Annotated in this window: 19 protein-coding genes and 1 pseudogene; 4 read left to right on the forward strand and 16 right to left on the reverse strand. The window is 71.1% G+C overall.

All coding sequences use genetic code 11. From position 1 onward, the window contains the following. Positions 1–73: 73 nt before the first annotated feature. The gene (gene ribA, locus IE325_RS01285) at positions 74–742 is read right to left on the reverse strand and encodes a GTP cyclohydrolase II (protein WP_190067750.1); all 669 of its coding nucleotides are present in this window, start codon (positions 740–742) and stop codon (positions 74–76) included. 41 nt (positions 743–783) lie between these two features. Between ribA and IE325_RS01290 the strand changes: the two genes are divergently transcribed. Continuing rightward, positions 784–1,566, forward strand: a complete 783-nt coding sequence (locus tag IE325_RS01290) for a creatininase family protein (protein ID WP_190067751.1) — start codon at positions 784–786, stop codon at positions 1,564–1,566. Between the two features lie 155 nt (positions 1,567–1,721). Here the strand turns inward: IE325_RS01290 and IE325_RS45900 are convergent. From IE325_RS45900 to IE325_RS01310, 5 genes and pseudogenes are all read right to left on the reverse strand, one after another. Then, positions 1,722–2,708, reverse strand: a pseudogene (locus IE325_RS45900) (lysylphosphatidylglycerol synthase transmembrane domain-containing protein); the annotation flags it as partial. After that, positions 2,705–3,655, reverse strand: a complete 951-nt coding sequence (locus tag IE325_RS01295; RefSeq protein WP_373315065.1) for a class I SAM-dependent methyltransferase — start codon at positions 3,653–3,655, stop codon at positions 2,705–2,707. The gene IE325_RS01295 and the pseudogene IE325_RS45900, both read right to left, overlap by 4 nt. 143 nt (positions 3,656–3,798) lie before the next feature. After that, positions 3,799–4,992, reverse strand: a complete 1,194-nt coding sequence (locus IE325_RS01300) for a glycosyltransferase family 4 protein (protein WP_373315092.1) — start codon at positions 4,990–4,992, stop codon at positions 3,799–3,801. A gap of 47 nt (positions 4,993–5,039) precedes the next feature. Further along, on the reverse strand, positions 5,040–5,438 hold the full coding sequence (locus IE325_RS01305; RefSeq protein ID WP_190067754.1) for a 6-pyruvoyl trahydropterin synthase family protein: 399 nt from the start codon (positions 5,436–5,438) through the stop codon (positions 5,040–5,042). A gap of 150 nt (positions 5,439–5,588) precedes the next feature. Beyond that, the gene (locus IE325_RS01310) at positions 5,589–6,572 is read right to left on the reverse strand and encodes a zinc-dependent alcohol dehydrogenase (protein ID WP_190067755.1); all 984 of its coding nucleotides are present in this window, start codon (positions 6,570–6,572) and stop codon (positions 5,589–5,591) included. Between the two features lie 108 nt (positions 6,573–6,680). Between IE325_RS01310 and IE325_RS01315 the strand changes: the two genes are divergently transcribed. After that, positions 6,681–7,442, forward strand: coding sequence for a CDP-alcohol phosphatidyltransferase family protein (locus IE325_RS01315; RefSeq protein ID WP_190067756.1), 762 nt, complete (start codon positions 6,681–6,683; stop codon positions 7,440–7,442). A gap of 4 nt (positions 7,443–7,446) precedes the next feature. On the opposite strand, the gene IE325_RS01320 is transcribed toward IE325_RS01315, so the two are convergent. From IE325_RS01320 to IE325_RS01340, 5 genes are all read right to left on the reverse strand, one after another. Beyond that, complete coding sequence (locus IE325_RS01320) at positions 7,447–7,884, reverse strand: GNAT family N-acetyltransferase (protein WP_190067757.1); 438 nt, start codon at positions 7,882–7,884, stop codon at positions 7,447–7,449. 180 nt (positions 7,885–8,064) lie between these two features. Continuing rightward, a complete protein-coding gene (locus IE325_RS01325) occupies positions 8,065–9,285 on the reverse strand; it encodes an MDR family MFS transporter (RefSeq protein WP_190067758.1) in 1,221 nt (406 codons plus the stop codon). Next, the gene (locus IE325_RS01330) at positions 9,282–11,060 is read right to left on the reverse strand and encodes an ABC transporter permease subunit (RefSeq protein ID WP_190067759.1); all 1,779 of its coding nucleotides are present in this window, start codon (positions 11,058–11,060) and stop codon (positions 9,282–9,284) included. The genes IE325_RS01325 and IE325_RS01330 overlap by 4 nt, the downstream gene beginning before the upstream one ends. Before the next feature lie 15 nt (positions 11,061–11,075). Further along, positions 11,076–12,572 (reverse strand): ABC transporter substrate-binding protein, encoded by a 1,497-nt coding sequence (locus IE325_RS01335; RefSeq protein ID WP_190067760.1) that lies wholly within the window; start codon positions 12,570–12,572, stop codon positions 11,076–11,078. A 6-nt stretch (positions 12,573–12,578) separates the two neighbouring features. Next, positions 12,579–13,115 (reverse strand): GNAT family N-acetyltransferase, encoded by a 537-nt coding sequence (locus tag IE325_RS01340; RefSeq protein ID WP_190067761.1) that lies wholly within the window; start codon positions 13,113–13,115, stop codon positions 12,579–12,581. A gap of 167 nt (positions 13,116–13,282) precedes the next feature. On the opposite strand from IE325_RS01340, the gene IE325_RS01345 reads away from it, so the two are divergent. Further along, positions 13,283–14,230: an ATP-binding protein gene (locus tag IE325_RS01345; protein ID WP_190067762.1), complete on the forward strand. Its 948-nt coding sequence runs from the start codon at positions 13,283–13,285 to the stop codon at positions 14,228–14,230. Positions 14,231–14,246: 16 nt separating this feature from the next. Here IE325_RS01345 and IE325_RS01350 read toward each other — a convergent pair whose 3' ends face one another. The 5 genes from IE325_RS01350 to IE325_RS01370 all read right to left on the reverse strand — a co-directional run bounded on the left by IE325_RS01350 (position 14,247) and on the right by IE325_RS01370 (position 20,780). Next, positions 14,247–16,112, reverse strand: coding sequence for a discoidin domain-containing protein (locus IE325_RS01350; RefSeq protein WP_190067763.1), 1,866 nt, complete (start codon positions 16,110–16,112; stop codon positions 14,247–14,249). 112 nt (positions 16,113–16,224) lie between these two features. Beyond that, positions 16,225–17,589 carry a GH1 family beta-glucosidase gene (locus IE325_RS01355; RefSeq protein ID WP_190067764.1) on the reverse strand — a complete coding sequence of 455 codons (1,365 nt, stop codon included), beginning with the start codon at positions 17,587–17,589 and terminating at the stop codon, positions 16,225–16,227. 29 nt (positions 17,590–17,618) lie between these two features. After that, positions 17,619–18,458 (reverse strand): carbohydrate ABC transporter permease, encoded by an 840-nt coding sequence (locus IE325_RS01360; RefSeq protein ID WP_190068471.1) that lies wholly within the window; start codon positions 18,456–18,458, stop codon positions 17,619–17,621. A gap of 7 nt (positions 18,459–18,465) precedes the next feature. After that, positions 18,466–19,455 (reverse strand): carbohydrate ABC transporter permease, encoded by a 990-nt coding sequence (locus IE325_RS01365; protein ID WP_190067765.1) that lies wholly within the window; start codon positions 19,453–19,455, stop codon positions 18,466–18,468. Positions 19,456–19,460: 5 nt separating this feature from the next. Next, positions 19,461–20,780: an ABC transporter substrate-binding protein gene (locus tag IE325_RS01370; protein WP_190067766.1), complete on the reverse strand. Its 1,320-nt coding sequence runs from the start codon at positions 20,778–20,780 to the stop codon at positions 19,461–19,463. A gap of 207 nt (positions 20,781–20,987) precedes the next feature. On the opposite strand from IE325_RS01370, the gene IE325_RS01375 reads away from it, so the two are divergent. After that, positions 20,988–22,778 (forward strand): pectate lyase-like domain-containing protein, encoded by a 1,791-nt coding sequence (locus IE325_RS01375; RefSeq protein WP_190067767.1) that lies wholly within the window; start codon positions 20,988–20,990, stop codon positions 22,776–22,778. The last annotated feature ends 47 nt before the right edge of the window (positions 22,779–22,825 follow it).

Raw genomic sequence — 22,825 nt, forward strand, 5'->3', positions numbered from 1 at the left:
GGTGTCGGTATGCGGCTCCGCCGCGTGGGCGCGACCAGCCACGACGCACTCGCAGACGATCCACAACCCATTCTCAGGACAGATGGGCCACGGCGTCCAGATGGGGCAGATGATGATCGAGCCGTTCCCGCTTCGTCCGCAGATACGTGATGTTGTTCTCGCACGGCGGGATCAGCAGCGGCACCTGCTCGGCGACCTCTATGCCGTGCCGCACCAGCGCCTCCCGCTTGCGCGGATTGTTGGACAGGAGGCGGACCGAGTTCACGCCCAGGTCGTGCAGCATCCCCGCGGCGACGCCGTAGTCGCGGGCGTCCACCGGCAGACCGAGCGCGAGGTTGGCCTCGACGGTGTCCAGGCCCTCCGCCTGGAGGGCCATCGCGCGCAGCTTGGCGAGCAGGCCGATGCCGCGGCCCTCGTGGCCCCGCAGATAGACGACGATGCCGGAGCCCTCCGCGACGACCGCGCGCAGCGCGGAGGCGAGCTGGTCGCCGCACTCGCAGTGCTGGGAGCCGAAGGCATCACCGGTGAGGCACTCGGAGTGCAGCCGGGTGAGCACGCCTTCGGTGCCGATCTCGCCGTACACGAGGGCCACTTGCTCATCACCGCGGTCGTGGTCCATGTAACCGATCGCGCGGAATTCTCCGTACACGGTGGGCAGCGGGGCATTCACCACGCGTTCCACACCGGAACGCTGCGTCCGCGGTGCGGACTTCTTGCCGAGGACGCCAATTTTTTCTGTCATGATTCTTCAGATCCTAAGCAGAGACGAAAGGCCGTGAAAAGATGAGTGGTTCGCAAACGCGGCCGGTGGAACACTCGCTGGTTCCGACGGACACCACAGAAGACGTACGGACGCGGGGCGCGGGCGTCTCACGACAGGTGGCGGTCCTTCCCGTGGGAAGCTTCGAGCAGCACGGTCCGTACCTTCCGCTGGCGACCGACACGCTGGTGGCCTGTGCCATCGCGCGTGAGATCGCCGCCGCACACCCGGTGCACCTCCTTCCGCCGGTGACGATCGCCTGTTCGCACGAGCACGCGGCGTGGCCGGGGACCGTCAGCATCTCCTCCGTGACCCTTCATGCGGTGATACGGGACATCGCGGCTTCGCTCCGCCGGTCCGGCGTCGACGCCCTGGTGCTGGTCAACGGGCACGGCGGAAACTACGTATTGGGCAACGTCGTTCAGGAGTCCTCCGCTCGTGGTGAGCGAATGGCGCTGTTCCCGGCCCCGGAGGACTGGGAGGCGGCGCGGGAGCGGGCGGGGGTGGTGACCTCGCTGCTCACCGACATGCATGCGGGGGAAATCGAGACCTCCATCCTTCTGCACGCTCATCCCGAATTGATCCGGCCGGGATATGAGACTTCCGATTTCGTCGCGGACGACCGTCGTCATCTGTTGACCCTCGGTATGTCCGCCTATACCGATTCCGGTGTCATCGGGCGTCCTTCGCTGGGTTCCGCAGAAAAGGGCAAGGGGCTGCTGGCGAGCCTCGCGGATTCCTTCGGCGCGTATGTGTCACTGCTGACCTCCGCGGACGATTCCGAAGCGGACACGGCGGACGCCTGAAAATAGCCGCTGGGTTCCGGGTCCGCCATGGTCGCGGCGGATCCGGTGCCCTTGCGCAGCCCGGCGTACCAGCGGACGACCAGGACGACTAGGCCCGGCAGGGCGGCCACGAAGCTGAGCACGCCGTAGATGACGGCGACGGCCAGTCCGGTGGTCGCGCCCAGTCCCGCGGCGGCGAACGCCCAGGCGGTGACGCCCTCCCGGGGCCCGAACCCGCCGATGTTCAGCGGCAGACCCATGGCCAGCAGCGCGAGCACGGCGAGCGGCAGCAGCGCCGCGACGGAGGCGTCGGAGCCGGCGATCCGCGCGGCCAGCACGAACATCCCGAGGTGCCCGGCGAGCACGAGCACGGAGGAGACGGCGACGCCGGGCCCGTTACGGCGGGACAGCAGCGCCTCGCGGGCCTCGCCGAGCGTCGTACGCAGCGCCGACGGCTTCCGGTCCCGGCGCGACGGCGCCCGGTTCATGCGTACGGCGGTCACGACGGCGAGCGCGCCCACGGTGGCGAACAGGATGAGCGGCGTGATGTCGCGGGCCTGATTCAGCACCGGTGACGGCATGGTGAGCAGTACGACGGCGCCGACGGCCGCGAGAGCGACCTGGCCGGCGGTCCGCTCCAGCACCACCGCACGCACCCCGCGCCCCATGTCACCGGCGCTCTGCCCGTGCCGCACGGCCCGGTGGACATCGCCGAGGACACCGCCGGGGAGGGCCGCGTTGAGGAACAGGGCCCGGTAGTAGTCGGCGACCGCCGGCCACAGCGGCAGTCGGATCCGCAGCCCGCGCGCCACCAACTGCCAGCGCCAGGCGCTGAACACGGTGGTGACGAACCCGATCCCGACGGCCCCGAGCAGCGCCGGCACATCGATCCGCCGCAGCCCGTCGAGGAAGACACCGGTCCCGAGCCGCCAGAACAGCGCGACGAGGATGACGACGCCGACGGCCGTGCCGAGGTGGGTACGGAAGGCCGGGGTGTTGAGGCGGGAGAGGAACGAGCGGGGCCGAGCCTGTTCGGTGCGGGGTCGGGTGACGATGACGCCGATGCGGGAGGGGGAGACGGGGGCGCTCACGCTGATGGCGGCCGGGGCGACGTCGTCCCGACGTACCGCGGCGTGCGTCCTCGCCACCGTCTCCACGCTCATGACGCCCCGCCCGTCGGCCGGACCAGTGCGAGCAGGTCGCTGTGGTGGACCACGACGCGCAGTTCGCCGGCCTGGCAGGCGGCGAGCCGTTCGGTCAGATAGCGGTCGGCGCGCTCGCGCAGTTCGGGGCGTTCCTCCACCGCCGCGCCGACCCAGCCGCGCAGCCACTGGGCGGTGAGCGCCGACTCGCCGGGGCCGAGCCGCCAGGGGCTGGGATGGACCTGGACGGTCGCACCCTGCTCGGAGAAGGCCTCGGCCGCCGCGGTGACGGCGTCGGGGCCCAGCAGACCCGCGCGCCGCTGATGGGCGTTGAACGCCTCGGCGATCTCCTGGTCCAGCGGGTCGGACGGGGTGAGTTCGACGCGCCCGGCGACGGAGAGCGTGAGCAGCGCCGGGCAGCCCGCGCCCACGCAGGCGGCGGCGAGGGTGTCGATCTCCTCGCGGGTGAGGACGTCGAGCAGTGCGGACGCGGTCACCAGGGAGGCGCCGAGAAGGGCGTCCGGGGTGAGGCGGCCGACGTCACCGCGGCGGGTCTCGACCGTGACGCGGCTGCCGTCGGCGGAGGAGCGCGGGGAGGCGACGGCGGCGAAGTGCAGGAGGTAGGGGTCGCGGTCGTGCAGGACCCAGTGCTGGGCGCCGTCGAGGTGGGGCGCGAGCCAACGGCCCATGGAGCCGGTGCCGCAGCCCAGGTCGTGGATGACCAGTCCGCCGGCCCGGCCCGGCCGGTTGGCGAGCCGGATCCGCAGCGGGTCGAGCAGATCGTGCGCCCGCGCTGCGGCGTCTGCGCCCTCGCGCAGCTCCAGCCATTCGGGGGCGTAGCGCGGCGGGTCGTCGGGCCCGGCGTCCCTGAGCCGTACGGTGGCCCGCTCACCGGGGTTGGCGGTGGGACCGGCCCCGAGAATCACGGCGTCCGCGTCACCGGCCGCCGGTACGGACACTCCACTCATGTCACCCTCCGCTGAAACGATCCCGCTTTCGGACGCCCCGTCGCCCGAAGCCCCCTCCGTCCCCCGCCGCGTCGAGTCCGTGGCGTCCCGGGGCCCCGGCTGGGCGGGGATCGTGCCCCCGTTCCGTGTCGTCGCCGAATTCCTCATGCCGCCCTCCGGGGTTCGTTCGGCAGTCGGCCCAGTACCGAGGCCAGGCTGCGGGCCGTGCCTGCCCAGCCGTTCAGTGCGGCTCGGCGGGCCCGGGCCGCCGCCTTCAGCCGGCGTCGTACGTCCGCCTCGCCGAACCAGCCGCGCAGTTCGACGGCGATGGCGGCGGGGTTCTCCGGCGGGACGAGGATGCCGGGGACACCGCCGTCGGGGGCGCGGCCGACCGCCTCGGGCAGTCCCCCGACGTCGGTCGCGAGCACGGGGATGCCGCGCGCGAGCGCCTCGGTCACCGCCATGCCGTACGTCTCGGCGTAGGAGGTGAGCACCATCAGGTCGGCCGTGTTGTAGCTGGCGTCGAGTTCGGCGCCGGCCTGCGGGCCCGCCAGGATCAGCCGGTCCTGAAGGCCGTGCTTCGCTATGAGGGACCGCAGTTCGGCCACGTACCCGGGGTCCTGGTTCAGCCCGCCCACGCAGACGCAGCTCCACGGCAGATCGGTCACCGCCGCCAGCGCCTCGACCAGCCGGTGCTGTCCCTTGCGCGGTGTCACGGCGGCCACGCACAGCAGGCGGGACACACCGTCGGTGCCCGCGGCGAGGGGCGCGATGTCGGCGCCGGGGGCGGCGACATGGACGCGCTCGGGGGCGAGGCCGTGATGGGAGACGAGGCGGCGCACGGCCCAGTCGCTGGTGGCGATGACCGCGTCGACGGCTCGCAGCACCGTGCGTTCCCGGGCGTCCAGGTCCGCGGCGACGGCGGGCTCCAGACCCGTCTCGTCGCCGAGCGGGAGGTGGACGAGGACCGCGAGCCGCAGCCGCTCGGCCTCCGGCACGATGATCTCGGGGACGCCGCACGCGACCAGCCCGTCCAGCAGGACGACCGTGCCGTCCGGGAACTCCCGCAGCGTACGGGCGAGTTCGGCACGGGCCTCGGCGCCGGGGCGGGGCCAGCCGCCGTCCACCGCGTGCTTGTGCACCTGCCAGCCGAAGCCGGGCAGGTCCAGACACACCCGACGGTCGTAGGCGTTGCCGCCGCTCGGCGCGGCCAGGTCGTCGACGCCGCCCGGCAGCACGAAGTGCACGGAGCACAGGGACATGGGGATGATCTCGGCGTGCTTCAGGACGGAGTGCTGCACGGGCACGAACCCGAGCGACACCTTCTCCGCCTTGTCCAGGGCGACGCTCTTGTCCAGAGCCACGCTCTTGTCCAGGGCCACGTTCTTTTCCAGCGTCACGTCCGTCACAGCGCACGCTCGTAACTCGCCCACGCGACATGCGACTCGTGCAGCGTGACGGTGAGACCGGCGAGGCCCTTGGCGCCCTCGCCCAGCGCGCCCTTCTCGATCCGCTCGGCGAGCCGGTCGGCGATGACCTTCGCCAGGAACTCCGTGGAGGTGTTGATCCTCGCGAAGTCGGGTTCGTTGTCGAGGTTTCTGTAGTTCAGCTCGCCGACGACGGCACCCAGTTCGCGCGTGGCCAGTCCGATGTCGACGACGATGTTGTCGTCGTCCAGCTGCTCGCGCCGGAACGTTGCGTCCACCAGGAACGTCGCTCCATGCAGGCGCTGCGCGGGTCCGAAGACGTCGCCGCGGAAGCTGTGGGCGATCATGATGTGATCGCGGACGGTGATGCTGAACAACGGACACCCTCCAGGTGCGGTGCGTTCCTCATCCCCGCTGATCGCTGCCGGGGATGTCGAGTAGTACGGCTAGTCGCTTCCCCGTGTTCAGCCGTCTCTCACTCTTTTCTCAGGTCAGGCGCTCTTGTCGTCCGGGAATGAACGAGTCCGTCAGGGGGTGTCCGTGTACCTGACGCGGTGACAGAGGGCCGGGATCTCCCCGGACGCGAGCTTGGGCAGCACGTCCGGGAGTTCCTCGAAAGCGCTCTCCCCCGTGACGAGCGCGTCGAGCGCCGGGTCGGCGAGCAGGTCGAGGGCGAGGGCGAGCCGGTCGGCGTAGCTGCGGGTGGCGCGGCGGGCCGGGGAGACGGTGCCGACCTGGCTGCTGCGGAGGGTGAGCCGCCGGGAGTGGAAGGCCTCGCCGAGCGGGAGGGTGATGTGCCGGTCGCCGTACCAGCTGAGTTCGAGGACGGTGCCTTCGGCCCTGAGCAGTTCGAGGGACCGGGCGAGGCCCTGTTCGGTTGCGCTGGCGTGGACGACGAGGTCGCACTCGCCGAGCGCGTCGCCGGGCGTGGCGAATCCGACGCCGAGGGCCTCGGCGACGGCCGCCCGGCCCGGGTCGGCGTCGACCAACTGGAGCCGTACGCCGGGGAAGCGGGCCAGCAGCGCGGCCACCGAGCAGCCGATCATGCCGCCGCCGACGACGGCGATCCGGTCGCCGACCAGCGGCGCGGCGTCCCAGAGGGCGTTGACGGCGGTCTCGACGGTGCCGGCGAGGACGGCTCGTTCGGCGGGGACGGATTCCGGTACGACGGTGACGGCGCTGGCGGGGACGACGTACCGCGTCTGATGCGGATGCAGGCAGAAGACGGTACGGCCGACGAGCGAGGACGGGCCCTCCTCCACCACCCCGACGCTCAGATAGCCGTACTTCACCGGGGCGGGGAACTCGCCCTCCTGGAACGGTGCCCGCATGGCCGCGTGCTGGCTCTCGGGGACCCCGCCGCGGAACACGAGTGTCTCGGTGCCCCGGCTGACCCCGGAGTACAGCGACCGCACCACCACATCGCCCTCGCCCGGCTCCGGAAGGACCGCCTCCCGGATCTCTCCTTCACCCGGAGAGCTGAGCCAGAACGCGCGTGCGGTGCGGTTCATCTGGATCCTCCTGAACGATCGTGAAGCTGTGCACGTACGGGAGTGTGCACAGGTCGCGCACAGTACGCGGCCTTGATCGACTCTGTCATCCGGCCGGAGGAATGTGCGGTGGCCCTGAACAACACTTACGACGCGAGGCTGGTCCAGCAGGAGACCGCTGTGGGAGCGGGCGTGCAGATCCTGTTGCTGGCCCTGCTCGGATCGGCGATCGGCCTCGGGCCGGCGGGCTGGCTGACCGGCCTCGTCTTCGCCGCGGCCACCTGGGCGATGCTCTCCCTGGCCCTGCACCGGTCCGGGCTGCGCTCCTTCGGCCCGGCCAACCGGGTCACCCTCGGCCGGGCGACGCTGGTCGGCGGCGTCACGGCACTGGTCGCGGACTCCTTCTTCCAGAGCTCGCCGCCCGTCACGCTCTTCGTCGGCCTGACGGCGGTCGCGCTGATCCTCGACGGCGTGGACGGCAAGGTGGCGCGCCGCACGGGCACGTCGACGGCCCTCGGTGCGCGCTTCGACATGGAGGTCGACGCGTTCCTGATCCTGGTCCTGAGCGTGTACGTCTCCATGTCGCTGGGCCCCTGGGTCCTCCTCATCGGCGCCATGCGCTACGGCTTCGTCGCCGCGGCCCGCGTCTGGCCCTGGCTGAACGCCCCGCTCCCCCCGAGCACGGCCCGCAAGACGGTCGCCGCGATGCAGGGCGTGTTCCTGCTGCTGGCCGCGTCGGGCTACCTGCCGTACGCGGCGACGTTCGCGGTGGCGGCGACGGCGCTGGCGGCGCTGGTCTGGTCGTTCGGCCGCGACATCATGTGGCTGTACCGGACGTCACGCACGACACGGGTCTCGGTGCCGAAGGTGCGGGAGCTGGTGGCGTCCTGAGTGGTCAGCCGTCGAGGGGCATCCGGTACACCGTGGACTCCCGCACGGCGAACCCCAGCCGCTCGTACAGCCTGTTCGCCGCGGCCCGGTCCGGCCGCGAGGTGAGGTCGACGGTCCGCGCACCCGCCTCCCGGCCCAGCCGGACCGCCTCACGCATCAGCGATCCCGCGACTCCGCGGCCGCGCGCGGCATTGTCGACGACCACGTCCTCGATCCGGGCGCGCAACCCCGAGGGCACGGGGAACATCACCAGGGTCAGGGTGCCGACGATCTCGCCGCCCGCCCGGGCCACGAGCACAGTGCTCGCCTCGCACTGAAGGATCCGGTCGACCGCCACGAGGTCGAGACCCTCGGCGGTCCGGGAGAGCTGCGGCAGCAGCCGGCCGAAGGCAGCCACGAGTTCCGCGCTCGCCTCCCTGACGATCTCCACCTGAACATCCACACCGTGAACCCTACCGACGCGGCAGCGCCCTGATCGCCGCGAGCGGCACAGCCGCCGACACCAGCCACGGAACGGCTACGTCCTGGCTGGTCGCACAACTCCCTGCCCCCCCGCGGGCCGCTGCCGCCCGGCCTGCCCGCCACCTGAACAACCTCCACCCGCACGCCCACACCACGACCCCTACCGACGCGGCAGCACCCCAACCGCCGCCAACGGCACAACCGCCAGCACCAACCACGGAACGGCTGTGGGCAAGCCGGTGTCCAGGAGGGTTCCCGTCGCCGAGCTGCCGATGAGGACGATCAGGCCGGAGATCGAAGACAGGGCGCCGGTGTAGAGGCCGAGGCGGCCCTCCTCGGCGAGGTCGGGGATCCAGGCGCGGGCGACCGGGGCGACGAGCATCTGGCCGAGGGTGAGCAGGATGACGAAGCCGGCCGCGGGCAACAGGCCGGCGGTGCCGGTCCAGTGGGCGGGGCGGGCCGCGGCGACGAGGGTGAAGCCCGTCGAGATCAGGAGCAGGCCGGCCACCATGGACCGGCGCAGGGTGAGCCGCTCCCCCACCCAGCGGGTGACGGGGAGCTGGGCGAGCACCACCAGCAGTGAGGACAGGGCGAACAGCCAGGCGAGCGCCGCCTGGGAGCCCGTGGCGCGCTCCACCTCCTCGGGGAGGGCGAGGTAGAGCTGGTTGTAGGCGAGCAGGTAGGCCCCGTAGGCGCAGCACAGCGCGAGGAAGCGGGGGTTGCGCAGCAGCTTCCCCATGCCGCCGCGCAGCCGGACACCTCCCCGCCCGGGTATGTGCTGCGGCAGCAGCCACGCGTGCCCGGCGAGCACCAGGACGAAGATCCCGGCACCGGCCAGGCAGACCGTGCGGAAGTCCACCGAAAGCAGGAGCGCGCCGAGCAGCGGGCCGATGAACGCGCCCGCCTGTCCGGCCACCGTGAGCAGGGCGAGGACGTGGGTGCGGGAGCCGCCGCCCGCCTCCTCCCACAGCACGGCCTGGCGGGCGACCTCGGACTCCACCGCCGGTGAGAACAGGGCCGCGGCGAAGCCGATCAGCAGAACCGCCCCGATGACCGCCCATGTCTCGCGTGCGTACCCGAGCCACACGAATCCGGCGATGCGCAGAACGCAGCCGGTCAGGACCACCGGGCGGATGCCATAGCGATCTGCCAGGGCCCCGCCCACCACGAACAGCCCCTGCTGGCTGAACGTGCGCAGTCCCAGCACGAATCCGACGAGCCACCCCGCCATGCCGACGGCCTGTCCCAGGTGCTCGGAGAGGAAGGGCAGGACCGCGAAGAAGCCGATGTTGAAGGCGAGTTGGGTGAGGATGAGGAGGCGGAGGAGGGGCGAGAGGGATGTTTTCCGCCCGCGGAGGCCTGCGACTACCAGTGGCGTCATCGGGTGGCCACCAGCTTCCTTACCTCCGGCCGGTGTTCGGGTACGTCCGTCTCCTCCCGCTCGGCCGCACGCTTGCTGCGCCGCAGTCCTCCCGCCGCCGTCACCGCCAGCGCGCCCAGCAGGGCGAGTACGGCGGCGGGGGCGAGCACCGCCCAGGGGGCGCGTTCGGCGTAGGGCTGGTTCTCGGCGAAGAGCAGGCCCCATTCAGGAGACGGTGGCTGGGCGCCCAGGCCGAGGAAGGCCAACGAGGCGAGGGCCAGGGCGATGCCGGGGAGGCGGAGCAACGCGTGGCGGGTGACCGGGGGTACGACCGCGGGGAGCAGTTCGTGGCGCAGGAGGTACCAGGGGCCGGCGCCCAGGGCTCGGGTCGCGGTGAGGTGGAGGGCCGCGCGTTCCTGCCGTAGCAGTGCCGAGGTGTGGGCGGCGAGCGGCGTCCAGGCGACGGCGGCCACGGCGAGCGCGGGCGTGGTGCTTCCGCTGCCCGCGACCGCGGTGACGAGCAGGGCGACGAGGACCGGCGGCAGCGCGGTGACCGTGTCGACGAGCGGCCCGGACAGCCGGGGCAGCAGGCCGAGGGCCAGGCCGGTGAGGAGGGTGACGGCGGTGATGGCCACCGCCAGCAGCAGCGTGTCCAGGGCACCGTGGCCGACGCGGGCGAGGATGTCCCTGCCCAAGGCGTCGGTGCCGAACGGGTGGGCCGGGGAGGGGGCCGTGAGTCGCTGGGCCGTGTCGAGGGCCAGCGGGTCGCGGGGCAGGCCGAGGCCGATCACGGCGAGGAGCAGGCCGCCGAGGACGAAGGGCAGGAATCGGCGGGCGGGCGGGGTCGGGCGGTGCAGGGACGGCAGGGCGCCGTCGCGCAGGGCCGGGCCGATGAGGAGGCGGGTGAGGAGGTGGGCCAGGGCGGCGGCGATCGCGGCGAGGAGGACCAGGGCGAGGGTGCCGGCCTGGAGGACGGGCAGGTCCTGGGCGAGGGCGGCCTGGAGAGTGGTGCGGCCGAGGCCGGGGATGTCGTAGATCTGCTCGACGGCGACCGCTCCGCCGGTGATGCCGACGACGAACAGGCCGGTGTTGGGCAGCAGTCCGGGCAGACAGCGGCGCAGGGCCTGGCGGGCGACGGTGCGGCCGGGCAGTCCGCGTGCGGTGGCGGCGAGCGCCCAGGGTTCGGCGAAGGCGCCGGGCAGCAGGTCGTCCAGGAGCCGGCCGAGGACGGCACCGGCGGGCAGGCCTAGGGCGAGGGCGGGCAGGATCGTCCACTGGAAGCCGTACCAGCCGAGGGCGGGCAGCCAGCCGAGCTGTACGCCTACGACCGTCGCGAGCACGGACGCCGTGAGGAACTCCGGCAGTGCGGCGAGGACGGCGGAGCCGGTACCCGCGGCGCGCCGGCCGTCGAGCCGCCGCCGTGCGCCGAGCCACAGGGTGCGCGCGCAGATCAGCGCGGCGGTGGCGGCGGCCACCGCGATCGCCACCGCCATCAGCAGCAGGGAGACGCCCAGGGCCTGGAGCACCGCGGGCGCGACCTCGGTGCCGGAGATCCAGGACCGGCCGGCGTCCCCGTGCCAGAGTCCGCTCAGCCAGTCGCCGAGCAGGTGGAACGGACCGTGGTCCAGGCCGAGTTGGGCCCGAATGTCCGCGAGCACCTCGGGGCTGGGGTCGCGGTCCGCCGAGCGTGCCTTGAGGACGGTGAGCGCCGGGTCGGTGTGCGAGAGCCAGGGCAGCAGGCCGACGAGGGTGATGAGGGCGCCCGCGATCCCGGCCCGCCACAACAGCGTGGCCATGCTCTGCCGCACGGGTCAGCGCCGGGTGCCGATGCCGACGAGGGTGCGCTCGTACGGGTCGAGGAGCGCGCCGCTGACGGAGGTGCCGACGCCGGTGATGATGCGCTGGTGGACCAGCGGTACGACGGCGTCGGTGCCCAGGATGCGGGCCTCGGCGGCCATCGCCGCGTCCTGCCGCCCGGCGGTGTCGACGGTGTCCTCGGCCTTGGCCACGGCCCGGTCGACGTCCTTGTCGCAGAGCTGGGCGATGTTGTAGCCGCCGTCGCAGGTGTAGTCGCTGGCCAGGACGGAGACGGGGTCGCCGGTGTCGACGAGGGTGTTGCGGGCGAGGACGAACGCGTCGAACTTCCCGCCGAGCGCGTCGCTCTCCAGCCGCGAGTACTCGCGCACCTCAAGGGTGACGTCGAACCCGGCCTTGTCCAGCTGCTGCTTCAGCACCTGGGCGACTTCGGGGAGCTCGGGCCGGTTGTCGTAGGTGGCGAGCGTGATGCGGGTGCGCTCGGGCTTCGCGGGCTCGGCCCGCCCCACCGGTTCGGTCCGCCTGCCCTCGGCCCAGGTGACGGCGGGCCCGTAGATGCCGGCACCGGCGTCGGCGTAGCCCTCGTAGACGTCCTTGGCGAGCGCGGAGGTGTCGACGGCCTTGCGGGCGGCGGCTCGTAGCGCGGCGTCCTTGAAGGGGCCCTTCTTCGAGTTGAGGAGCAGGCTCGTGGTGCGGGTGGTGGCGGTCGCCTTGCGCGTGTTCTGGTCGAGGGTGGCGGCCTGGGCTACGGGGATCGCCTCGGCGAGGTCGACCTGGCCGGTGCGCAGCGCGCTGGCGCGGGCGGTGCCGTCGGCGACGAACTTGACGTCGATGCCGGGGGCCTGGGCGCGGCCGCCCCAGTAGTCGTCGTAGCGGTCGAGGGTGGCGGCGGTGGCGCCCATGACCTTGGTGAGTTCGAAGGGTCCGGTGGCGGTGCCGACCAGGTCGACGTCGTCCTTCTTGTCGTAGGCCTTGGCGGAGAGGACGGCGAGGGAGGGGCTGGACAGGCGCAGCGGCAGGACCGGGTCGGTGGCCCCGGTCGTGATCCGTACGCCGGTGGCGCCCTCGGGCTTCGCGGTGAGGGTGACGCCGGCGAGGGCCGCGGGGGCGGGCTTGGCCTGGGTGGCGTGGGTGAGGGCGGCGGCGACCGCGGCCGGGGTGACCTTGGAGCCGTCCTGGAAGGTGGCCTCGCGGAGGGTGAACAGCCAGGTGCGGTCGTTCTCCTGGCGCCAGGAGGCGGCGAGGGCGGGGCCGGCGGCGCCGTTGGCGTCCAGGGCGGTCAGGCCCTCGGTGACGCCGAGGCGGCTGAGGATGGTGGCGTCGGCGCCGTACGGCGAGAGGTTCTCGGCGGGCGGGAAGGCGAGGGCGACGCGCAGGCGCGAGCCGGCGCCGGGGCCGTCGGCGGAGTCGCTGCCGCCCCCGCCGGAGGCGAAGCAGCCGGCCAGCACCGGGGCAAGGACGAGGGCGAGGAACGGGCGTATTCGGCGTCGCACGGTGGTCTATCGCTCCATCGGTATCTCGAAGTGGACGACGCCATTGCCGCCGTCGGCTTCCTCGCGTTCGTCGTGCACGACCTTGCCGAGCGAGCGCCAGAAGGCCTCGGCGCCGGGCACCTTGGGGTCGGTGTGCAGATAGACGGCGCGGTAGCCGCCGTCCGCCGCCGTGAAGGCGAGCAGCTCCGTGACGAGCCGCCGGGCCAGGCCGCGCCTGCGGTGCTCGGGGCGTACGTAGATCCGGCGCAGCTGTGCGGTGGCGCCGGAGGGGTAGCGCTCGGCGAGGTCGCGCGGGTTCGGCGGGTGGGCCGGGCCGCGGGAGTCGAGGGCGGCGGTGGCCACGACACCGTTGTCGCGCGGATCGAGGGCGACGAGGAGGGTGTGTCGGGGTGAAGCGAGATAGGCGGCGGCCGGGTCGATGATGTCCGCATGCCAGTGGGGCACATAGCCGGTGCCGAAGTCGTGGTAGACGGTGTCGAGCATCAGGGCTCGCGCACCGTCCAGGTCGTCCGGGCTCGCCGCCCTGATGCTGTAGTCACGCACTTGCACATCATATGCATTAAGAACAAGGGGAGATCACGACGCCCCCGGCGATCACCACAACCCCCTTACAGCTCAAGCGATTTGACAGCGATCAAGAGCCGCATCCAACCTGGCCACATGACATCCGTTTTCAACAAAGGTACCCTGCTCCTGAAGGTCGGCCACTGATGCGTATCGCGTTCGTCGGCAAGGGCGGCAGCGGCAAGACGACCCTGTCCGCGCTCTTCACCCGCCATCTGGCCCGCTCCGGCGCCCCGGTGCTGGCCATCGACGGCGACATCAACCAGCACCTCGCCGAGGCCCTCGGCCACACCGGCACCGCCCTGGACGCCCCGCCCCTCGGTGCGCACGTCCACGCGATCAAGGAGTACCTGCGCGGCACCAACCCGCGCATCCCCTCCGCCGACGCCATGATCAAGACCACGCCGCCCGGCCGGGGCTCCCGCCTCCTGCGCCTCCTCGGCGACGACGAACTGCACGCGAGGCATGTCCGGCGCGTGGGCGACGTACCGCTGATGGTGACCGGCGACTTCGACGAGAGCGACCTCGGAGTGGCCTGCTACCACTCCAAGCTCAGCGGGGTCGAGCTCTACCTCGGCCACCTCGTCGACGGCCCCGGCGAATATGTCGTGGTCGACATGACGGCGGGCGCGGACGCCTTCGCATCAGGTCTCTTCACCCGCTTCGACATGACCTTCCTGGTCGCCGAGCCCACCCGTAAGGGCGTCTCGGTCTACCGCCAGTACCGCGACCACGCCCGCGAGTTCGGCATCCGTATCGCGGTCGTCGGCAACAAGGTGACCTGCGAGGACGACCTGCTCTTCCTCAAGGAGGAGGTGGGCGACGACCTCCTCACCCATCTCGTCCAGTCCCCTTGGGTCCGCGCGGCCGAACAGGGCCGGGAACAGGGCGAGCTGGAGTCCTCCAACGTGCACGCCCTGAACGTCCTGCGCGAGACGGTCGACGCCCTCCCGAAGGACTGGGCCGCGACGCACGCCCACGCCGTCGAGTTCCATCTGCGCAACGCCCGCGCATGGGCGGACGCCAGGACGGGCGAGGACCTGGCGGGGCAGGTGGACCCGGGGTTCGTACCGGGGCCGCCGGTACAGTCCTGACGCGCCCAGGCGCGGCCTACCGCTTCTGCTCCACCCGCACCCAGTCCACCTCGGCCTGCACTCCCCCACTCGCGATCCGGTCCACGCTCGACTGCGGCAACCCCCAGTAGGGCGTGGCCACCTGGTTCCAGCCGGCCGGGTACGCACCGCCCAGGGCAAGGTTGAGGATGACGTACTGGTCGTGGTCGTACACCCACTGCCCCCGCGTCGACTCCAGCTTGTTGCGGGACGTCTCCTGGACCAGGCGGCCGTCGACGGAGAAACGCATGCCGGTCGGGGTCCATTCGACGGCGTAGGTGTGCCACTGGTCGACGGTGCCGCCGTCCGGGAAGATCTGGCGGGCGCCGATGTTGCCGTCGGCCGAGTAGCCGGGGCCGTGCAGGGCGGTGCTGGTCCAGTCGCGGTAGCCGACGTTCTCCATGATGTCGGTCTCGCCGGAGGCCGGCCAGGAGACGGAGGGGTCGTCGACGTTGCTGCCGAGCAGCCAGAAGGCGGGCCAGAAACCGTCGCCGACCGGGAGCTTCATCCGGGCGCTGACCTTGCCGTAGGTGAAGTCGAACTTGGTGTTGGTGTCGATACGGCCCGAGGTGAAGTCGTAGGTGCCGCCGCCCGCCTGGGTGCAGCCCTTGCAGTATTTGGCCCGTAGGACCAGCGTGCCGTTCTCCGTGCGGATGTTGTCCGTGGAGTCGACGTACGCCTGCGACTCGCCGTTGACCGAGCCCATCTCGGTGCCGGTGCGGACAACGCGCCACTTCGAGCGGTCGAGGGCGGTGCCGGTGAAGTCGTCGAAGAAGGTGGTCCCGTACTCCCCCGGCTGCCCACCGGGCAGGGCGGGGTACGCCGCCGACGCGCTGCCGCCCGTGCCCCAGACCTCGAACTCGTAGAGGGAGTAGCCGAACTGGGCCGTCGCGGGCGCCGGGTTGTAGAAGCTGCGGCGCTCCTTGCCGAGCATGCGGACGTAGCGGCCGGTCGCGGGCGAGGGAAGGGTGATCGTGTCGTGTACGCCCACCGCCTCCGCCGGAGACTTGACGTTTGATCGGCGAGCGGCGACCTCGGTGGATGAGGGGCGGTGGACCGTGCGCCAGGTGCGGTTGTCGTCGGAGACCTGGAGTTCGTAGTCGACCGCGTAGGCCGCCTCCCAGTACAGGTCCACGGAGTTGATCGTGGAGGTGGCGCCCAGGTCGACCGAGATCCAGCGGTCCGCGTTCCAGTCGCTGGACCAGCGGGTCGCGTCGGCCTTGAGGTCGGCCGGCCGGCCGCCATCGGTGACGAACGCCGGTGAGTTGCCCGCGTGTTGGTAGTGGTTCGCGTACGCGGGGTGGTTCAGGGCGAGGTTGGTGCGGGTGGTCGACGCCGGGGCCGGTTCACCGCCGTAGACCTTGAAGGAGTAGAGGGAGTAGCCCCAGGGCGTGGCGCGTTCGATGCCGCGCATGCGGATGTAGCGGCCGGTGACCTCCTGCGGGTAGGTGTGCGCGGTGACCGAGCCGCCGGTGCCTGCGGTCTCCGTGTAGAAGGGGGTCCAGTCCGTGCCGTTCTTCGAGACCTCCAGGACGTATCTCTTGCCGTAGGCGGCCTCCCAGTCGAGGACCACCCGGTCGACCCGGATCATGGCGCCGAGGTCGACGCGGATCCAGGCGTCGTCGGCGAAGTCGCTGGACCAGCGGGTCGATCCGTCGGCGTCGAAGGCGAGGCCGGGGGCGGTGGCGGCGTTCTCGCTGCCGGACGCGGTGACGGCGGCGGGGTCGGCTGCGTAGGCCGTGTTCGCCCGGTCGGTGTCCCAGTCGACGGCGACGGCTGCCGCGGGCGCCGGTGCGCCCAGGGCCGTGCCCGAGGCCAGCAGGGCGGCCGTCGCGAGGGCGGCGAGGAGGGTGCGGGTCGGCATGCGGTTCTCCTGAGTGTCGATGATGGCGCGTTCATGACAGTTCGAGGAGGTGCAGGTGCTGGTGGAGGTGCGGTGGGCGTGGGCTCCGGCTCCCACGCCCACCGCGGTCGGGTCAGGCCGCCCGCTCGGCCCCCGCCCCGTGCGCGCGGACGATGTCCGCGTACCGGTGGCCGGTGCCCTTGATCGTGCGGACCTGGGTCTCGTAGTCGACGTGGACCAGGCCGAACCGCTTGGCATAGCCGTACGCCCACTCGAAGTTGTCGAGCAGCGACCAGGCGAAGTACCCGGCCAGCGGGGCACCCTTGCGGGCGGCGGAGGCGCAGGCCGCCAGATGCCGGACCAGGTAGTCCTGGCGCTCGGGGTCGTCGATCGTGCCGTCGGGGCGCACGACGTCCGGGAAGGCGGAGCCGTTCTCGGTGACGTAGATCTTGCGGGGGCCGTATTCGTCGGTCAGGCGCAGCAGCAGCGTCTCGATGCCGCTCGCGTCGATCTCCCAGTCCATGCCGGTGCGCGGGACGTCCGGGCGGCGGACCGCGCGGGCGTAGGGCGCCGGGCCCTCGGGGTCGTCGACGACGTGGGCCGGGAAGTAGTAGTTCAGGCCGAGCCAGTCGAGCGGGGCGGCGATCGTCTCCAGGTCACCGGCCTGCTCGGGGAGTTCGACGCCGTATGTCTCGACCATGTCGGCCGGGAAGCCTCGGCCGTGCACCGGGTCGAGCCACCAGCGGTTGACGTGGCCGTCCTGGCGGCGGGCCGCGGCCTCGTCCTCAGGGCGGTCGCCTGCCGCGTACACCGTGGACAGGTTGTTGACGATGCCGATCTCGGCGCCGGGCGCGGCGGCGCGGATCGCCTGGGTCGCCAGGCCGTGGCCGAGGAGGAGGTGGTAGGAGGCACGGACGGCGGCCGTGAGGTCGGTCAGGCCGGGCGCCATCTTGCCCTCCAGGTGGCCGATCCAGGCCGAGCAGGAGGGCTCGTTGAGGGTGGCGAAGTGGGTGACACGGTCGCCGAGGCGGGCGGCGACCACGGAGGCGTACTCGGCGAAGTGCTCGGCCGTCGCCCGCTCGGGCCAGCCGCCCCGGTCCTGGAGCGCCTGGGGCAGATCCCAGTGGTAGAGGGTGACGGAGGGAGCGATGCCCGCCTCCAGCAGTCCGTCGACCAACTCGTCGTAGAAGGCGAGGCCCTTGGCGTTCACCGGTCCGTCCCCGCCCGGGATGACGCGCGGCCACGCGACCGACAACCGATAGGCGTTGGTGCCGAGTCGGCGCATCAGGCCGATGTCCTCGCGCCAGCGGTGGTAGTGGTCGCAGGCGACGTCGCCGTTGTCGCCGTTGTCGATCTTTCCGGGGGTGTGCGAGAAGGTGTCCCAGATCGACGGGGAACGGCCGTCCTCCGCCACGGCTCCCTCGATCTGGTACGCCGCTGTGGCGGTGCCCCACAGGAAGTCGTTCGTGAGTGCGGCGAGGTCGATGCGGTCGGACACGGAGATCCCTTCGGAATGAGAGGTGTGGGTCACTTGACGGCGCCCGCCGTCAGGCCCGCGACCAGATAGCGCTGGAGGAGCAGGAAACCCGCCACCACCGGCACGCTGACGACCAGCGAGGCGGCCATGATCTGGTTCCAGTACACGTCGTTGAGCGTGGAGTAGCCCTGGAGGCCGACGGCGAGGGTGCGGGTGGTGTCGTTGGTCATGACGGACGCGAAGAGCACCTCGCCCCAGGCGGTCATGAAGGCGTAGACGGCGACCGCGACGATGCCGGGGATCGCGGCCGGCACGACCACCCGGAACAGGGCGCCGAGCGGTCCGCAGCCGTCCACCAGGGCCGCCTCGTCCAGGTCGCGCGGCACCGAGTCGAAGTACCCGATCAGCATCCAGATCGAGAAGGGGAGGGAGAAGGTCAGATACGTCAGGATCAGGCCGCCGCGCGAGCCGAACAGGGCGATTCCGGTGGCGTTGCCGATGTTGACGTAGATCAGGAACAGCGGGAGGAGGAAGAGGATGCCCGGGAACATCTGTGTGGAGAGCACCGTGACCGTGAAGACCCGCTTGCCCCGGAAGCTGTAGCGGCTGACCGCGTACGCCGCGAAGACCGCGATCACCACCGAGCAGACCGTCGCCGCGCCCGCCACGATCAGCGAGTTCACGAAGTAGCGCGCGAGCGGCACCGTCGACCAGATGTCGATGTACGGGCGGATGGTCAGGCTGCTGGGCAGCCAGCGGAACTTGCCCGTGACGTCCGCGAGCGGCTTCAGCGAGCTGGAGACCATCACATAGACGGGGACCAGGACGAAGCCCGTGAGCAGCGTGAGGAAGATCCGCCGGGACCAGAGGAAGGAACCCGGGGGCGACATGGGCGAGTTACGCATCGGCGGTCCTCCGTCCGCGCGAGGTGAGCCAGAGGTACCCGCCGGTCACCAGCAGCAGGAACAGCAGCAGGAGTACGGACATCGCCGAGCCCGTGCCGAAGTTCCAGGTGACGAACGACGCCTGGTAGATGTGCACCGAGATCAGGTCGGCGGCCTCGGGCGCGGTCTTGCCGAACAGGACGTACGGCGTGTTGAAGTCGTTGAAGGTCCACAGGAACAGCACCAGGACCAGGACCTGGTTGACGGGGCGCAGGGACGGCAGGGTGATGCGGCGGAGCTGCTGCCACATGCCGGCGCCGTCCAGGGCCGCCGCCTCGTACAGCTCCTTCGGGATGTTCTGCAGGCCGGCCATGACGATGAGGAAGGCGAACGGCCAGCCCTTCCACACCGACACCGTCAGCAGCGCGATGAAACTGTTGTCGCCGATGAGCCAGAAGGAGGGCTTGTCGGTGATGCCCAGCTGGTCGTGCAGGACGTGGTTCACCAGGCCGTTGTCGTGCTGGAACATGAACACCCAGGTGATGACGGCCGTGTAGACGGGCAGCGCGTACGGCACCAGGAACAGGGCGCGCAGCAGGCCCCGGCCGCGGAAGGTGTCCTGCATATAGATCGCGGCGGCCGTGCCGATCAGCCAGCACAGGCCGACCGAGAGCAGCGTGAAGGCGACGGTGACCAGGAAGGAGTGGAGCAGCGCCTCGCCGACGGGGGCGTTGAAGTCCACCGACATGCGGTAGTTGTCGAGGCCGTTCCAGGGTGCCGTGGTCCAGTCGCGGATGTAGAACTGCGTGAGCTCCTTGAAGCTCATCGCGATGCCGATGACCATCGGCACCAGATGGACCAGGAGTTCGAGCAGCAGGGCGGGCAGCAGAAGCAGATACGGCAGGCCGATGCGGCGGATCCGCCCGGGACGGCGGCGGGGGCCGTCCGCCGTCCCGGGGGAGTTCTCACGCACCTCGGCCTTCGCGGGGACCGTGGTCGTCATCGTGCTCACTTCGTCGGCATCTGCTGCTGGGCCTTCTCCAGGGCCGCCTTCACCGAGTCGGTGGTCACCGGGCGTCCGGCGGCGGCGTCGGCCCACAGCTCCTTGACGGCCGTACCGACCGCCGTCTCGAACTGCGACTCGTCGGCGACCTGCGGTGCCGCTACGGCGCTCTTGGCGAGGGTGTCCTTGAGGACGGCGTTCGCCGGGGTGTTGAAGGACGCGTCCGACTGCGCGCCGCTGACCGGCGGGATCGTGCTGTACGCCGTGTTGAGGATCTTCTGCTCGGCGTCGCTCGTCATGAACTTCACGAACTGCTTGGCGCCGTCGATGTTGTCGGTGTTCTTGAACACGGCCATGTTGATGCCCATGACCATGGAGTTGACGCCGGTGTCGGCACCGGGAGCGCCGGACTGGACCGGCACGGGCGCGATGCCGTAGGCGTCCTCGCTCATGCCCTGCGACTTGAGGTTGGCGGAGGCGGACTGCCACAGCAGCATCGCCGTCTTGCCCTTGGCGAAGTCGCTGACGGACTGGTTCTGCGCGTACTCGGCGTTGCCGGGCGCGATGATCTTGTCCTTGGCCATGAGGTCGACGAACTGCTTGACGCCCTCGACGGCCTCGTCGGAGGTGAAGTCGGGCTTGCCGTCGGCCGTGAAGAAGTCGGCGCCGTGCTGCTTGGCGAAGACGACGGCGTGGTGGATGTTCTCCGAGGGGTTCGAGCCCTCGACGCCCAGGGCCCACTTGCCGTCCTTGGACAGCTTCTTGCCGTCGGCGACCAACTCCTCCCAGGTGGCCGGCGGCTTGGAGATGCCCGCGTCGGCGAACATCTTCTTGTTGTAGTAGAGCGCGTACGCCATCGAGTACAGCGGCACCGCCGCCGGGTCCTGGCCCTCGGCGCCGGTCGAGCCGAGCGCGGAGTCGACGAACCGGTCCTTGCCGCCGATCGCGGTGAAGTTCTTCTCGTCCCAGGGCAGCAGCGCCCCGGTGGCCTGCAGGGAGGCGCTCCAGGTGTTGCCGATGTTGAGGACGTCGGGGCCCTGGCCGGAGGTGGTCGCGGTCAGGATCCGGTTCAGCAGATCCGACCAGGGCACGACCTCCAGCTTCACCTCGATGCCGGTCTGCTTCTCGAACTTGTCGAGTTCGGGCTGGAGGACCTTCTTGTCGACCTCGATGCTGGCGCCCTGGTTGGAGGCCCAGTACGTGAGGGTCTTCGGCGAGTCGTTGGACCCGCCGCCGTCGGTCGACGAACCGCCTCCGCAGGCCGTCGCGGCCAGGGCGAGAGACATGGTGACGGCAGCTACGGCCGCGGCTCGCGAAGTGCGCATGGCTCCAGGTGTCCCTTCCGGGAGTACTACTGCTTAATTTAGAGCGTGAGTTAAGCCTTAAGGAGCAGCCGCGTCAAGGCTTTTGACACAGTCGCCGGACGCCGGTCCAAAGTCTTGACTCCTTCGTTTTACAGCTGAACCGTTCACCGGCGAGAGAGCGCTCCCAAACCCCACCATGTTCACTTCCTGAACAAGGAGAGCCGCCCCATGCCTGCTTCCTCCCCGGATTCCCGGCCACCCTCGATCGGTCGCCGTACCCTGCTGGGCGCCGCCGCCGCGGCCACACCGGCCGTACTCGGCGCGGCCACGCCGTCCGCCGCGGCCCCGTCCGTCCGCAAGAAGCCGCGTGCCCTGCCCGGCGGCGGAGACCTCGGCCCGAACGTCATCGTCTTCGACCCGTCGACCCCGGGCATCCAGGCCCGGCTCGACGAGGTCTTCCGCCGGCAGGAGTCGGCGCAGTTCGGCACCGGCCGCTACGCGCTGCTGTTCAAGCCCGGCACCTACCACGGCCTCAACGCCCAGCTGGGCTTCTACACCTCCATCGCGGGCCTCGGCCTGTCCCCCGACGACACCACCATCAACGGCGACGTCACCGTCGACGCGGGCTGGTTCAACGGCAACGCCACGCAGAACTTCTGGCGTTCGGCGGAGAACCTTGCCCTGGTCCCGGTCAACGGCACCAACCGGTGGGCGGTCGCGCAGGCGGCCCCGTTCCGCCGGATGCATGTCCGCGGCGGCCTCAACCTCTCCCCCACCGGCTACGGCTGGGCGAGCGGCGGCTACATCGCGGACAGCAGGATCGACGGCCAGGTCGGACCGTACTCGCAGCAGCAGTGGTACACCCGCGACAGCGCGATCGGCAGCTGGCTCAACGGCGTGTGGAACATGGTGTTCTCCGGCGTCGAGGGCGCCCCCGCGCAGAGCTTCCCCAACCCGCCGTACACCACGCTCGACACCACCCCGATCTCGCGCGAGAAGCCTTTCCTGTACCTCCAGGGCAACGACTACCGGGTCTTCCTCCCGGAGAAGCGCACCAACGCCCGCGGCGTGACCTGGGGCAACGGCACCCCGCGAGGCACCTCGCTGCCGCTGTCACAGTTCTACGTCGCCCGGCCCGGCGTCTCCGCCGCCACCCTCAACGAGGCGCTCGCACAAGGACTGCACCTCCTGCTCACCCCGGGGATCTACCACCTCGACCGGCCGATCCAGGTCAGCCGCCCCAACACCGTCGTCCTGGGCCTCGGCTACGCGACCCTCATCCCGGACGGCGGGGTCACGGCCCTGAAGGTCGCCGACGTCGACGGGGTCCGCCTGGCCGGGTTCCTCGTCGACGCCGGACCGGTCAACTCCCCCACCCTGCTCGAGATCGGGCCGCAGAGCGCCTCCGCGGACCACTCCGCCAACCCGGTCACCGTCCAGGACGTCTTCGTCCGGATCGGCGGCGCGGGCGCCGGCAAGGCCACCACCAGCATGGTGATCAACAGCCGGCACACCATCGTCGACCACACCTGGGTGTGGCGCGCCGACCACGGCGAGGGCGTCGGCTGGGAGACCAACCGGGCCGACTACGGCGTCGTCGTCAACGGCGACGACGTGCTGGCGACGGGCCTGTTTGTGGAGCACTTCAACAAGTACGACGTCCAGTGGAACGGCCAGCGCGGCCGCACGATCTTCTTCCAGAACGAGAAGGCGTACGACGCCCCGAACCAGGCCGCCATCCAGAACGGCCCCCTCAAGGGCTACGCCGCCTACAAGGTCGGCGACGGCGTGACGGCGCACGAGGGCTGGGGACTTGGCAGCTACTGCTACTACAACGTCGACCCGACGATCGTGCAGCACCACGGCTTCGCCGCGCCCGTGCGGTCCGGGGTGCGGTTCCACAACCTGCTCGTCGTGTCGCTGGGCGGCCAAGGGCAGTACGAGTGCGTCATCAACGACACGGGGTCACCGACGTCGGGCACCTCGACGGTGCCGTCGACCGTGGTGTCGTATCCCTGAGAGCCCGCCGGCTCTGGTGACCAGTTACTCTCCCCGGAAGGAGGCTC

The organism is Streptomyces lanatus, assembly GCF_014655715.1.
GTDB lineage: Bacteria > Actinomycetota > Actinomycetes > Streptomycetales > Streptomycetaceae > Streptomyces > Streptomyces lanatus.